Origin of the sequence: Roseateles sp., from assembly GCF_047654785.1 — a bacterium.
Lineage (GTDB): Bacteria > Pseudomonadota > Gammaproteobacteria > Burkholderiales > Burkholderiaceae_C > Pelomonas.
This window is the reverse complement of sequence record NZ_JASGKQ010000002.1, coordinates 781,354-794,866: the sequence shown is the minus strand read 5'-3', so window position 1 is coordinate 794,866 and position 13,513 is coordinate 781,354. Positions and strand designations below refer to the sequence as shown.

The 13,513-nt window shown below is 73.7% G+C and carries 8 protein-coding genes; 1 reads left to right on the top strand and 7 read right to left on the bottom strand.

The genetic code is table 11. From position 1 onward, the window contains the following. The 5 genes from QM788_RS08140 to QM788_RS08120 form a co-directional block, all read right to left on the bottom strand. Complete coding sequence (locus tag QM788_RS08140; RefSeq protein ID WP_415660985.1) at window positions 1-2,136, bottom strand: FUSC family protein; 2,136 nt, start codon at window positions 2,134-2,136, stop codon at window positions 1-3. Beyond that, the gene (locus tag QM788_RS08135) at window positions 2,133-4,538 is read right to left on the bottom strand and encodes a tetratricopeptide repeat protein (protein ID WP_415660984.1); all 2,406 of its coding nucleotides are present in this window, start codon (window positions 4,536-4,538) and stop codon (window positions 2,133-2,135) included. The genes QM788_RS08140 and QM788_RS08135 overlap by 4 nt, the downstream gene beginning before the upstream one ends. A gap of 61 nt (window positions 4,539-4,599) precedes the next feature. Then, a complete protein-coding gene (locus QM788_RS08130) occupies window positions 4,600-6,321 on the bottom strand; it encodes a DUF885 domain-containing protein (RefSeq protein ID WP_415660983.1) in 1,722 nt (573 codons plus the stop codon). Further along, entirely contained in the window at window positions 6,318-7,277 is a 960-nt protein-coding gene (gene gshB / locus QM788_RS08125) for a glutathione synthase (RefSeq protein WP_415660982.1), read from the bottom strand. The genes QM788_RS08130 and gshB overlap by 4 nt, the downstream gene beginning before the upstream one ends. A gap of 27 nt (window positions 7,278-7,304) precedes the next feature. Next, window positions 7,305-8,489 (bottom strand): benzoate/H(+) symporter BenE family transporter, encoded by a 1,185-nt coding sequence (locus QM788_RS08120; protein WP_415660981.1) that lies wholly within the window; start codon window positions 8,487-8,489, stop codon window positions 7,305-7,307. A 137-nt stretch (window positions 8,490-8,626) separates the two neighbouring features. On the opposite strand from QM788_RS08120, the gene QM788_RS08115 reads away from it, so the two are divergent. After that, window positions 8,627-9,262 carry an NAD(P)H-dependent oxidoreductase gene (locus QM788_RS08115; protein WP_415660980.1) on the top strand — a complete coding sequence of 212 codons (636 nt, stop codon included), beginning with the start codon at window positions 8,627-8,629 and terminating at the stop codon, window positions 9,260-9,262. 54 nt (window positions 9,263-9,316) lie between these two features. Here the strand turns inward: QM788_RS08115 and QM788_RS08110 are convergent, their stop codons facing one another. Continuing rightward, window positions 9,317-11,200, bottom strand: coding sequence for a potassium transporter Kup (locus QM788_RS08110; RefSeq protein ID WP_415660979.1), 1,884 nt, complete (start codon window positions 11,198-11,200; stop codon window positions 9,317-9,319). 148 nt (window positions 11,201-11,348) lie between these two features. Beyond that, window positions 11,349-13,370, bottom strand: a complete 2,022-nt coding sequence (locus QM788_RS08105; protein ID WP_415660978.1) for a M13 family metallopeptidase — start codon at window positions 13,368-13,370, stop codon at window positions 11,349-11,351. Window positions 13,371-13,513 lie beyond the last annotated feature (143 nt).

Here is a 13,513-nt window from a genome sequence, read left to right as displayed (position 1 = left end):
TCATGGGGGGTCTCCTCGGGGTTGAAGTCGGTCCAGCGCGGCGACCAGTTCGCGCGCCTCGATGCGGCACAGCCGCAGCCGCCGCAGCAGCCACGGCGTCAGGTCCTGCTGGCCCAGGTGCTGGGGCCAGCTGCCGGCATCGCCATCGGGGATGTCGGCGGGGTCGGTGCCCTTCGCGGCGGCGCCGGGCTCGCCCTTCAGCACGCCGACGCAGGCCTGGCGCGCCAGCGGCAGCGCGGTGCCGGCCCGGGCGGCATCCAGCCGGCCGGTGCGGCGCTGCACCTGGTGCTGCACGGCGCCCAGCAGCGCCATCAGCCGGTAGCCGTGGCTCAGCGCGGCCTCGATCTCGGCGTCCGGCAGGCGCACGCTGCGCGGCTCCACGCGCGTGCGCTGCGCGGCCGCGGCCAGGCCGGCCAGCGCCGCGTAGGCCTGCTGGCGGGACAGGCGCTGCGCCAGCAGTTCCTCCGGGCCCGGCTGCCAGCGCAGCATGTTGGCCGCGTGCCGCGCCAGCGCGCCGCGCAGCTGCCCGGCCAGGCGCGGCAGCGCGGCGCGCTCCCACGACGGCAGCACGAAGCTGAACAGCCAGGCCAGGCCGGCGCCGATCAGCGTGTCGGCCAGCCGCTCGCCGATGGCGGGGTCGCTGCCCGGCGCCAGCATCAGCGGCTGCAGCAGCGCCATCAGCGTGGCGGCGGTGGCGGCGACGCGGTAGCGGCGGTTCACGTAGGCATGGGCCACGCCCACCGCGGCGACGAAGCACAGGCTCAACAGCGGCACCCATTCCACATGCGCCAGCAGCATCACCAGCAGGCAGCCCTGCATGGTGCCGATGATGCGTTCGTTGCGGCGCGCCAGCGTCTGCTCCAGGTTGCCGCGCAGCACCACGGCGACGCTGAGCAGCAGCCAGAACGGGTGCGCCGCCCACGGCAGCGCGGCGCCCAGCGCATAGGCCAGCGACAGCGCGACGGCCGAGCGCAGCGCATGCCGCATGACGCTGGACTGCAGCGTCAGGTGGGCCTTCAGCGCCGCCAGCGGCCAGCCCTCGGGCGACTGGAACGGCGCCAGCCGCTCGGGCGTCCAGGGGCTGTCGGCGGGGTCGTCGCCGCCGGCCTGGCGCGCCACCATGGCGGCCACGTCGTCCAGCATGTGGCCCACGCGCGACTCCAGCGCGGCCACGAGGTGGATGCGCGAGTCGCCGGCCGGCGCGCTGACGTCGGCCAGCCGCGCGGCCAGCTGCTGGCGCCAGCGCTCGGCCGACATCTCGGGCGGCGGCGCGCCGTGGGCGATGGCGTCCGCCAGCGCGGCCAGCACGTCGGCGAGCTGGCGCAGCGTGTCGGCCAGCGTGGCGCGCCACTGGCGGCCGGGGAAGTCCTGGCCCAGCAGCTCGGTGTCCAGCCGGCTGGCCAGCAGCAGGTCGCGCAGCTCGACGAGGCCGAGCACCAGGTCGGTCTGCCGGCGGCTGCGCGGCGAGCGGCGGGCGGCGAAGACCTGGTCGCGCGCGGCCTGCAGCGCGTCGGCCAGCAGCACGTCGTCGGCGATGGAGACGCGGATGCCGGCCTCCGCGCCGCTGACGGCCCCGGCGATGCGCTGCGCGCGCGAGCGCAGCCGCTGCTCGGTGGCGCGCACCGCGCCGGCCAGCGCCAGCTGGCGCAGCCGGTGGCGCAGCACCCCGGCCGCCAGCCGCGCCCAGCCGGCGTACACGCAGCCGCCCAGGCCCACCCACAGCGCATGCTCCAGCGGCGACGCGGCGCCGGCCGTGCGGTCCCAGGCCATCGCGAACACCAGGGCCAGCACCGGCGCGAACGACAGCGGCCCGGCGCGCAGGCCCCAGGCCAGCGTCATCAGCGACAGGAAGCTGACCACGGCCACGACCGCCACGGTCAGCCCGTGCGACCCATCCGCCCAGCCCACCAGCGCCGTCACCAGCGCCGCCGCGAACGCGGCCGGCAGCACGCGCGGCAGCACCCGCTGCGGCGGGTTGGGCACGTCGGGCAGGCTGGCGCAGACGGCGCCGCCCACCGCGGCCAGGCCGGCGGTGTCGCCGAACAGCGCGCCCACCAGCAGGTGCGTGGCGGCGACGCCCAGCGCCACCGAGATCCCGTTCAGCCGGGCGGCGTCCAGGCGCCGCAAGGCCTTCACCGCACGAGCAGCGCCAGCACGCGGCGCTCGCTTTCGGGCAGCTCGTGCGCCGAGACCCAGGCGGACTTGTCGGCCCGGTAGACGTAGCGCGGCGGCGCCTGCGCGGCCAGGCGCTGGCGCAGCGGCGCGAGCGCGTCCCGCGCGGCCTCGCCCCGGCCCTGCGCCTGCAGCGCGGCGGCGCGCACGATGGCGGCCAGGTCGCTCCACGGGCCCAGCGCCAGCGCCTCGTCGGCGCTGCGCTGCGCGGCGGCGGCGTCGCCGTCGGCGAGCGCGAGCCAGCCCTGCAGCGCCAGCAGGTCGGGGTGGCGCGGGTCCAGCAGCAGCGCTTCCCGGAGCTGCGCGCGGGCCGGCCCGGTGCGGCCGGCGCGCAGCAGGTCCAGCGCGTAGTCGCGGCGCAGCGGCACGAGGCCGGTGCGCAGGCGCAGCACGGCGTCGTACTGCGCGAAGGCCTCGTCCCAGCGGCCGTCCAGCGCCAGCGTGGCGGCCCGGCCCCACAGCGCCTCGGGCTGGTCGCCCTGGTAGGCCAGCACGGCCTGGTAGGCGGCCAGCGCCTCGGGCACGCGGCCCAGGCGGCGGCGGTGGTCGGCCAGCGCGAGGTCGACGCGGAAGCGGTCCTCGCCGGCCAGCGCGTCGGCGCCGCGCGCGAGGCCGGCGGCCACCTCGTCCAGCGGCGCCCCGCCATGCCACAGCGCATCGGCCGCCGCCACGCGCAGCGCGCCGCTGCCCGGGTGGCGCGCGAGCGCGGCCGCGGCCAGCTCGCGCGCCGCCGCGCCGTCGCCCGCCAGCGCCAGCGCGTGCAGCCGGGCGGCGAGCGCGCTTTCGTCGCCCGGGGCCAGCGCCAGCGCACGCTCGAACAGCGGCGCGGCGTCGGCCAGCCGGCCGTCGTCCAGCTTCTGGTTGCCCGCGTTGACCAGGGCCACGGGCAGGCTGGCGCGGGTGTCGCGCTGCGCGAAGCGGCGCTGAACCAGCGCGCGCAGCGCCGGGTCCATTCGCACCAGCCGCTCGCGCACGATCTCGCGGCCGTCGTAGGCATCGCGCCGGGGCGACATCTCGGCGTTGGCGCCTTCGGCGAAGTACTCCCACACCGAGCCGCCCGCGTAGCGGGACAGGAAGGCGTCGCGGCTGCGCGCGTCGCGCGCCTTGGCCTGCTGGTACAGCGCCTCGATCTCGCGCGCCTGGTCGGCCGTCAGCACGCCGTGGACCTGGTGCGTCAGCTCGTGCAGCACGGTGTTGTAGCGGTCGAAGATGCTGCGCTCCACGTCCTCGATGCCGGTGACGGTGAAGTGGCCGCCCATGCCGCGCACGTCGTCCCACAGGCGCGAGTCGTAGTCGATGCGCGCGTCCTTCAGCGCCTGGGCCTGGGGCGTCTCGGACAGGCGCATCCACATCGGCTTGATGAAGTGCGTGGCGCCGCCGGCCACCAGCACCGGGATGAAGGCCTTCCACGGCGCGACGGACAGTGCGACGCGCTTCTGGATGCGCGGCGACAGCGCCTGCCAGTTCAGCACATAGCGCTCGATGCCGGGCACGGCGGGCTGCGGCGTGGCGGCGAAGCGGCGCTCGTAGGCGGCGCGGTGCACGTCGATGCGCAGGCGCTGCGACTCCAGCGCCCGCGCCGCGATGGCGTGCGCGCGGCCGAGCTGCGGGCAGCGCTGCAGCACGGCCAGGCTGATCTGCACGGCGGCGTCGAAGTCGCCCTGCTCGAAGGCGTCGGACGCGCGCCTCACGTCGGCCAGCAGCGGCGCGAAGGCCTCGCCCAGCCGCGCGGCGAGCTGGGTGTAGTTCTCGCGGGTGTAGCCGTTGCCGAGCAGGTAGTGCGCGGCCTCGTGGTGGGGGTTGAGCGCGACGGCGGCCTCGGCGGCGGCGATGGCGTCCTCGGTGCGGGACAGGCGGATCAGCGTCTCGGCCAGCGCGGCCAGGCCGTCGGCGCTGCGCTCGGCGGCCAGGCTGCGCTCCAGCTGCCGCAGCGAGGCGTCGAACTCGCGCAGCTGGTAGTGGCGCTGGCCCAGGCCGCGCCAGGCCTGCGCCTGCTCGGCCGGCCCGGTGGCGCGGCGCAGCGCGCGCTCGAAGCAGTGCTGCGCGCGGTCGAAGTCGCGCCGCTCCAGCGCCAGGCGGCCGGCGGCCAGCAGGTCCACGGCCTCGGCGTCCGCGTCGGCCAGCACGCCGCGCGTGCGGCGGTCGATGGCGGCGCCGTCGTCGCGGGCGAACAGCCACTGGTAAATGGCGGCGCGTCCGGCCGCGTCGGGGCGGGGCTCGCGCAGCAGCGCGTCCAGGCCGGGGCGCGCGTCGGCGTAGCGCTGCGCGGTCAGCGGCGCCTGCAGCCGCGCGGCGTCGGGGGCCGCGTGGGCGGCGTTCAGGTGGAGGCAAACAGCGAGGCCAAGGGCCAGTCGACGCCAGGACATGCGGGCAGCTCTTCCTTCGGTGGAGGCGGCATGCTAATCGCGCCGCCCCCGGGGGATGGCGTCAGCTGGCGAGCATTTCCGCGGCGATCAGCCGCACCGGCGCGCTGCCGTAGCCGAGGAAGCGCTCGTGGAAGGCCTTGAGCTGGAAGCCCGGGCGCGCCTGCAGCCGCTCGCGCAGCGCGACGATCTCGCTGTAGCCGCTGAAGTAGCTGGTCAGCTGCACCGAGGTGAGCTGCACGCGGCGCCACTTCTCGACCGCCTCGCGCTCGGTCTGGAAGGCCTGGCGGGTCAGCAGGTCCAGCGCCGCGTCGCGCTCCATGCCCAGCACGTGGACGCTGTAGTCGAGGATGGCGTTGGTGACCGAGCGCAGGTGCCACTTACCCCACATCAGCGTCATTTCCGCCGCCTCGCCGGCCTGGGCGCCGTAGCCGCTCTCCAGCATCACGCGCTCGCCGTAGACGGCCCAGCCTTCGATCATCGAGCCGCTGCCGAACAGCGCCCGCACCTTGCCGGGCGCCTGGTTGGCGTAGACCAGCTGGGTGTAGTGGCCGGGAATGGCCTCGTGGATGTTCAGGATCTGCAGGATCCAGTGGTTGTACTCGCGCAGCGTGCTCTCGGCGTCGGCGGGCGAGAGATCGTCCAGCGGCGTGACGTTGTAGTAGGTGCGGTCCTGCGGGCGGTAGGGCCCCGGCGCCTCGATGCTGGCGCCGGCCACGCCGCGCTGGTAGACGGGCGTCTCGCGCACCACCAGCGGCTTGGCCGGGTCCAGCGTCAGCAGGTCGTGCTCGCGGATCCAGGCCTCCAGCTGCGGGATCTGCGCGCGGATCTCGTCGACGAAGCGCTCGCGCGCCACGTGCCGCTCGCTGAGCCGGGCGATGACGCGGCCGATCAGCGCGAAGCGGTCGGCCGGCTCCGGCTCGTCGCCGATCACCCGGGGCCACAGCGCCCGGGCCTGCGCCTGCATGGCGGCGAGCACCTCCTCGCGGCGCGCCAGCGCCAGCTCGTAGGTCTCGCGCGCGCTGCGCGCGGACTGGATGTCGTGCCGGAACTTGGCGTCGTACAGCGCCGCGCCCAGCCGCCAGGGCCGCCGCGCGGCGGGCAGCAGCCGCTTCAGCTGGGCCTCGTAGCCGGCCACGGCCTGCCGGGCCCGGGCCAGGTCGGGCTGCATCAGCGAGCCCATGCCCACCTGCTGCGCGTTGGACTCCAGGTCGTCCAGCACCGCCAGCACGCCCGGCAGCTGCTGCAGCGCCAGCTCGGTGTGCTCGCGCGTGACGGCCGCGAGGCTGGCGCGCGCGGCGGCGTAGTAGGCCGGCAGCTGCCGGATGCGCTGGTGCAGCGCCGCCACGCGCTGCTGCACGGGCGCCCAGTCGGTGTTGAGCGCCAGGTCGATGGGGCCGGCCGGGTTGTGCTCGGCCGGGTTCCAGGCCCATTCGCGCAGCGTCTCCAGGCGCCACAGCTCGCCGTCGATCCGGGCGAGCAGCATCGCGCGGTCCATGCGCTGCGCGGCGCCCAGCGCGCCGTCGTCCAGCGCGGCGAAGCGCGCCCGCCAGCCGGCCAGGAAGGCGCGCATGGCGGCGCGCTGCGCGGCGCCGGGCAGGCGGATGCGGGCCGCGAACTCGAAGCGGCCGGCGGCCACGGCGGCGTCCGGGTCCTGCCGCCACAGCGCTTCGAGGAAGGACTCGGCCAGCGCGTCGAACGCCGAGGGCGCGTTGGCGGCCCGGGCCAGGCCCGGCAGCGCGGCGCCGAGCGCGGCGCCGTGGAGGATGAAATCGCGGCGCTTCATGCCAGGGCTCCTTCCAAGGCGTCGAGGTACATGCCGGCCACGTCGAAGCCGGTCTGATCGGTGATTTCCTGGAAACAGGTCGGGCTGGTCACGTTGATCTCGGTGACGTGCTCGCCGATCACGTCCAGGCCCACCAGCAGCAGGCCGCGCGCGGCGAGCACGGCGCCGATGGCCTCGGCGATCTCGCGGTCGCGCGCGGTCAGCGGCCGGGCCACGCCCTTGCCGCCGGCCGCCAGGTTGCCGCGCACCTCGCCACCCTGCGGGATGCGCGCCAGGCAGTGCGGCACCGGCCGGCCGCCGATGATCAGGATGCGCTTGTCGCCCTCGCGGATGGCCGGCAGGAAGCGCTGCACCATCACCGTCTGCGTGCCGTCCCGGTTCAGCGTCTCGATGATGGCGCCGAGGTTCAGGCCGTCGTCCTTGACGCGGAAGATGCCCATGCCGCCCATGCCGTCCAGCGGCTTCAGGATGATGTCGCGCTGCTCGGCGTGGAAGGCGCGGATCTCGGCCGGTTCGCGCGTGACCAGCGTGGGCGCGATGTAGCCGGGGAACTCCATGATCGCCAGCTTCTCGGGGTGCTCGCGCAGCGCCTGCGGACGGTTGAAGACGCACGCGCCCTCGCGCTCGGCCTGGCTCAGCAGATGGGTGGCGTAGAAGAACTCGCTGTCGAACGGCGGGTCCTTGCGCATCAGCACGGCGCCGACGTCGGCGAGCGCGACGTCGGCGGTGGCGTCCAGCGTGAACCAGTCGTGGCCGTCCTGCTGGCTCAGGCCGGTCAGCGTGAGCTGGCGCGCGCCGCGCGCCGTGACGCGGCCGCCGCGCTGCCAGACGAGCTGGCCGGGTTCGCAGTGCAGCAGCGCGTGGCCGCGCCGGGCGGCCTCGCGCATCATCGCGAAGGTGGAGTCCTTGTAGGTCTTGAAGGTGGCCAGCGGGTCGGCGACGAAGAGCAGCTTCATGGTGAGGGGTGTGCGATGGGGCGCCGGTCAGTGTTGCACAGGGGCGCGGCGCCAGCCGGCCACGAGGGTCGCCACGCCGCCGGCCACGACGCCCCAGAACGCCGCGCCGATGCCCAGCACGCTGATGCCGGACAGGCAGACGAGGAAGGTCAGCAGAGCCGCATCGCGGTGGGCCTCGTCCTTCAGCGCGGCGGCCAGCGCGCTGGCGATGGTGCCCAGCAGCGCCAGGCCGGCGATGGCCAGGATCAGCTCGCGCGGGAAGGCGCCCAGCAGCATCGCCACCGCGCCGCCGGCCAGCCCCATCAGCACGTAGAACAGCCCGGCCGCGGCGGACGCGGTGTAGCGGCGCGCCGCGTCCTCGTGCGCCTCGCGGCCCATGCAGATGGCGGCCGTGATCGCGGCGAGGTTGAACGCATAGCCGCCGAGCGGCGCCAGCAGCGTGGTGGCCGCGCCGGTGACGGCGATGGAGGCCGACACCGGCGTCGCATAGCCGTTGGCGCGCTGCGCCGCGACGCCGGGCAGGTTCTGCGACGCCATCGTGACGATGAACAGCGGCAGCGCGACGCCGACGGCGGCATGCCAGCTGAACACCGGCGCCGTCCAGACCGGCAGCGCCAGCATCCGCGCGGGGTCCAGGCCCGTGAAGTCCAGCCGCCCCTCGCCGAGCGCCCAGGCGATGCCGACGAGCAGCACGCCGGGCACCGCATAGCGCGGCCACAGCCGCCGGCCCGGCAGGTAGGCCGCGGCCATGGCCAGCACCAGCGCGGGCGCGGTCTTCACGCTGGCCACCGCGTCCAGCCCGAACCGGGCCAGCACGCCGGCCAGCAGCGCCGACGCGATCGCCACCGGGATGCGGTCCATCAGCTTCTCGAACCAGCCGCTGGCGCCGGCCCACGCGATCAGCAGGCCGCAGACGATGAAGGCGCCGACGGCCTCGGGCATGTCCAGCCCCGACGTGGACGCCAGCAGCGCCGCGCCCGGGGTGGACCAGGCGGTCAGCACCGGCTGGCGCGTCCACAGGCTCAGGCCCAGGCTGGTCAGGCCCATGCCCAGCCCCAGCGCCCACAGCCACGAGGCCGTCTGCGCGGGCGTCGCGCCCAGCGCGACGGTGGCCTGGAAGATGATCGCGACGGAACTGGTGTAGCCGACCAGCACCGCGACGAAGCCGGCGACGAGGGTGGACGGGGAGAGATCCTTCAGCAATGCGCGCATGGCGGCCAGCATAGCGAGGCCCCGCGCGCCGCCGGGCCGGCAAAAAGCCGCCGCCGCGCAAGGCCTCCCGGGGCGCGTCCGGCACGGGGCCGGACCGCCCGGCATCATGGGGGGCGTTCAACCCTCTCCACTCACCCATGAGCACGCTGATCGACAAGCTGCGCTGGCGCTACGCCACCAAGAAGATGAACCCCGCCCTCGCGGTGCCGCAGGACGCGCTGGACCGCATCCTGGAGGCCGTGCGCCTGACCGCCAGTTCCAGCGGCCTGCAGCCCTACGAGGTGCTGGTCGTCAAGGACCCGGCGCTGCGCGCCCGCATCCGCGAACACGCCTGGGACCAGGCGCAGGTCACCGAGGCCTCGCACCTGCTGGTGTTCGCGGCCTGGGACAACTACACCGCCGAGCGCATCAACCAGGCGTTCGACCTGGTCAACGAGCAGCGCGGCTTCAGGAACGAAGGCTGGGAGGCCTACCGCCAGAAGCTGCTGGCCCTGTACCCGCCGCGCAGCGCCGAGGAGAACCACCAGCATGCCGCCCGCCAGGCCTACATCGGCCTGGGCACGGCGCTGATCGCCGCGGCCGAGGAGCAGGTGGACGCCACGCCGATGGAAGGCTTCGACCCCGCCCGGGTCGACGAGATCCTGGGCCTGAAGGCGCGCGGCCTGCGCTCGGTGCTGCTGGTGCCGCTGGGCTACCGGCAGGCCGACGGCGACTGGCTGGTGAACCTGAAGAAGGTGCGCCGCCCGACCGAGCAGTTCGTCTCCACGGTCTGACCTTCGCCCCCCGCTGCAAAACGGCCCCGCGCGGGGCCGTTTTGCGTCGGCGGATCAGATCTCCACCTTGCTGCCCAGCTCGACGATGCGGTTGGTCGGCAGGTGCAGGAAGTCCGCCGCCGCGGCCGCGTTGCGGTGCATGCTGGCGAACAGCTTCTCGCGCCACAGCGCCATGCCCGAGCCGATGGTGGGGATGACGATGTCGCGGCTCAGGAAGTAGCTGGTCTCCATGTCCTCCAGCTGCACGCCGCGCTGCTTCAGCAGCTCCAGCGCCTCGGGCACGTCGGGTTCGTTCTTGAAGCCGAAGTGCAGCACCACCTGCCAGCAGTTGTTGCCCAGCGCCTCGACCTCGCAGCGCTTGTCGAAGCCGATCCAGGGCACCTCGTGGTGCTTGACGGTGACGAAGATGTTCTGCTCGTGCAGCACCTTGTTGTGCTTGAGGTTGTGCAGCAGCGCGTTGGGCGTGGCGCCCTTCTCCGCCGCCAGGAACACCGCCGTCCCGGACACGCGCGTCGGCGGGTTGATGAACACGGCCTCCAGGAAGGCCGGCAGCTCGATGGCGTCCTCGCGCAGCTTGTCGGAGAGCTGCTTGCGGCCCTGCTTCCAGGTCAGCATCAGCATGAACATCGCGACGCCGATCAGCAGCGGGAACCAGCCGCCGTGGGTCAGCTTCAGCAGGTTGGAGCCGAGGAAGGTGAGGTCGATGGCGAAGAACACCCCGGTCGCGGCCAGGCACAGCAGCAGCGGGTAGCGCCAGCCGTAGCGGATGACGAAGAAGGTCATCACCGTCGTGATCGTCATGTCGATGGTGACGGCCACGCCGTAGGCGCCGGCCAGCTTGCTGGACGAGCCGAAGAAGCCCACCGCCAGCACCACCAGCGCGAACAGCGCCCAGTTGACGAAGGGCACGTAGATCTGGCCGATGTCGGTCACGCTGGTGTGGACGATGCGCAGCCGCGGCAGGATGCCGAGCTGGGTGGCCTGCTTGGTGACGGAGAAGGCGGCCGTCAGCAGCGCCTGCGAGGCGACCGTTGCCGCGGCCATGGCCAGCAGGAACAGCGGGATCTCGGCCCAGGCCGGCGCGAGCAGGTAGAAGGGGTTCTCGGCCGCCGCCGGGTCGTCGAGCATCATCGCGCCCTGCCCGAAGTAGTTCAGCACCAGCGCCGGCATGACGACGCCGTACCAGGCCATGCGGACGGGCTTCTTGCCGAAGTGGCCGAGGTCGGCGTAGAGCGACTCGCTGCCGGTCACGACCAGCACGATGGCGCCCAGCGCGACGAAGGCGACCCAGCGGTACTCCAGGCAGAAGTGCAGTGCATACAGCGGGTTGACGGCGGCCAGCACATGCGGGTTCTCGGCGATGTGCGGCACGCCGAGCGCGGCCAGCGTCAGGAACCAGGCCAGCATGACCGGGCCGAAAGCCTTGCCGATGCCGCCGGTGCCGAAGCGCTGCACCGCGAACAGCCCGGTGATGACCAGCAGCGCCACCGGCACGACCGCGGCGTGGTACTGCGGCGCGTAGACCTCGATGCCCTCCATCGCGCTGAGCACCGTCATGGCCGGCGTGATGACGGCGTCGCCGAAAAAGATGCCGGTGCCGAACAGGCCGAGCAGCATCAGCCCGCGGCGCAGCGTCGGCTTGTCGTTCACCGCGTTGACGGCCAGCGCCAGCATCGCGATCAGGCCGCCCTCGCCGTTGTTGTCGGCGCGCAGGATGAGCAGCACGTACTTGAACGAGACGACGAGGGTCACCGTCCAGAAGATCAGCGACAGCACGCCGAGGATGTTGTCCGGCGTGGGGGCGACGTGGCCGTCGCGGAAGACCTCCTTGAGCGCATACAGCGGGCTGGTGCCGATGTCGCCGTAGACGACGCCCAGGGCGCCGAGGGTCAGGCCCGCCAGTGCCGAGGGACTGCGGGCTGCGGAGCTTGAACTCACGGGAGGATGGGCCGCCGCCAGCGAGGCGGCCAGGAGACGAAAGCGCGCATTCTCGCCAAGTCCGGCCGATTTGTGCAGCGCAGCAAAACCGGGGCTTGACGCGGCGGCAGCGGCGGCGTATTGGCCGCCACCGCCGCCGCCGGCGGCGTCACCAGATGCGGATGCGCTCGTCCGAGGGCTTGAACATCTTGTCGCCGGCCCGGGTCTTGAAGGCGTCGTGGAAGCCGTCGTGGTTGACGGCCGCGCCGTTGGCGCGGAACTCCGGCGGCGAGTGCGGGTCCATCGTCAGCAGCTGCAGGCGGCGCTCCTCGCGCGCCTTCTCGCGCCAGGCCTGCGACCAGCCCATGAAGAAGCGCTGCTCGCCGGTGTAGCCGTCGATGACGGGCGCGGGCTTGCCGCCCAGCGACAGCCGGTAGGCCTTGTAGGCGATCTGCAGGCCGGACAGGTCGGCGATGTTCTCGCCCAGCGTCAGCTTGCCGTTCAGCGGCTTGCCGGGGATGGGCTCGTAGCCCTCGTACTGCGCGACCAGCCTGGCGGCGATGGCGTCGAAGGCCTTGCGGTCGGCCTCGGTCCACCAGTTGCGCAGCTTGCCGTCGCCGTCGAACTGGCTGCCCTGGTCGTCGAAGCCGTGGCTGATCTCGTGGCCGATGACGGCGCCGATGGCGCCGTAGTTGACCGCGTCGTCCGCCTTGGTGTTATAGAAGGGCGGCTGCAGGATGGCGGCCGGGAAGACGATCTCGTTGAGCGTCGGGTTGTAGTAGGCGTTGACGGTCTGCGGCGTCATCAGCCACTCGCGGCGGTCCACCGGCCGGCCGGCCTTGGCCGCCTGGCGCTGCCACTCGAAGGCGACGGCGCGCAGGCGGTTGCCGAGCGCGTCGCCGGCCTTGACGTCGAGCCGGCCGTAGTCGCGCCACTGGTCGGGGTAGCCGATCTTGACCATGTACTTGGACAGCTTGTCCTGCGCCTGCGCCTGGGTGGCGGGCGTCATCCAGCTCAGGCCGTCGATGGAGGTCTTGTAGGCGGCCAGCAGGTTGTGGACGAGCTGCAGCATGCGGGCCTTGTCGGCGGCCGGGAAGTGGCGCTTCACGTACACCTCGCCGACGGCCTCGCCGAGCGCGCCGTTGACGCTGGCGACGGCCTGCTGCCAGCGCGGCATCTCGGCCTTGGCGCCGGTCAGCGCGGTGCCGCGGAAGGCGAAGCTGGCGTCGCGGAAGGCCCGCGGCAGCGTCGCGGCGTTGGCGTCCAGCGCGTGCAGCGTCAGGTAGAGCTTGAGGTCGTCCAGCGGCGCGCTGCCGAGGATCCGGGCCGCGCCGGTCAGGAAGCTGGGCTGCGAGGCGTTGAGCTTGCCGGCTTGGGCCAGCGAGGCGGCGGCGAAGAAGCCGGGCCAGTCGAAGCCCGGCGCCGCGCTCGCCAGCTCGGCGGGCGTCATCAGGTTGTAGGTCTTGACCGGGTCGCGGTTGGCGACCTTGTCCCACTGCACCTCGGCGAGCTGCTGCTCCAGCGCCAGCACGCGCTGGGCGGCCGCGGCGGGCTCGGCGATGCCGGCCTCGCGGGCCAGCGTCTCCAGGTAGACCGCGTAGGCGGCGCGGGCCTTGGCGAGGCGCTCGTCGTCCTGCTTCAGGTAGTAGTCGCGGTCAGGCAGGCCGATGCCGGCCTGCCAGGTCATCAGCAGGTTGGTGCCCGGATCCTTGGCGTCGGCGTCGACGGCCAGCGCCACCGGCATGTTGAGCTGGTCCATGTGGGCGCCCATCCACGCGGCGAGCTGCTCGCGGGTCCGGAGGGCGGCGATGCCGTCCAGCAGCGGCTTGATCGGCGCGAGGCCGGCCTTGTCGATGGCGGCCGTGTCCATGTAGGCGGCGTAGAAGCCGCCGACCTTCTGCTCGACGGAGCCGGGCCTGGCCTTCCGCTTGGCCAGCTCCTCGATGATCGTGCGCACGCGCTGGTCGGACAGGTCGCGCAGCTGGATGAAGGTGCCGTAGGAGGCCTTGTCGCCGGGGATCTCGGTGGTGGCGAGCCAGTGGCCGTTGGCGGCGCGGAACAGGTCGTCCTGCGGGCGCACGGCCTTGTCGAAGCCGGCCAGGTCGAGGCCGGAGTTCGGGGCGGCGGCGACGGCGCCGCCCAGTTGCATCGCCAGCAGGGCGATGGCGGTGAGTTTCAGTGCTGGTTTCATGCTCGGCGGAAATGAGCCGGCTCGTGACCGGCGGGGCCGCTAGCCTAGGCCAAAAACCGGCCCCGCCCTCGTGCCGGAAGCAATGGCAATGGGGACGGCGAACCCGGGCCGAGCGCCGGGCGCGCCTGAGCCGGCCCGTGGGC

What these genes read in the sequence shown, in the direction of transcription:
- QM788_RS08135 (WP_415660984.1), bottom strand. Translation starts at nt 4,538, where the DNA reads ATGTCCTGGCGTCGACTGGCCCTTGGCCTCGCTGTTTGCCTCCACCTG.
- QM788_RS08130 (WP_415660983.1), bottom strand. Translation starts at nt 6,321, where the DNA reads ATGAAGCGCCGCGATTTCATCCTCCACGGCGCCGCGCTCGGCGCCGCG.
- gshB (WP_415660982.1), bottom strand. Translation starts at nt 7,277, where the DNA reads ATGAAGCTGCTCTTCGTCGCCGACCCGCTGGCCACCTTCAAGACCTAC.
- QM788_RS08120 (WP_415660981.1), bottom strand. Translation starts at nt 8,489, where the DNA reads ATGCGCGCATTGCTGAAGGATCTCTCCCCGTCCACCCTCGTCGCCGGC.
- QM788_RS08115 (WP_415660980.1), top strand. Translation starts at nt 8,627, where the DNA reads ATGAGCACGCTGATCGACAAGCTGCGCTGGCGCTACGCCACCAAGAAG.
- QM788_RS08105 (WP_415660978.1), bottom strand. Translation starts at nt 13,370, where the DNA reads ATGAAACCAGCACTGAAACTCACCGCCATCGCCCTGCTGGCGATGCAA.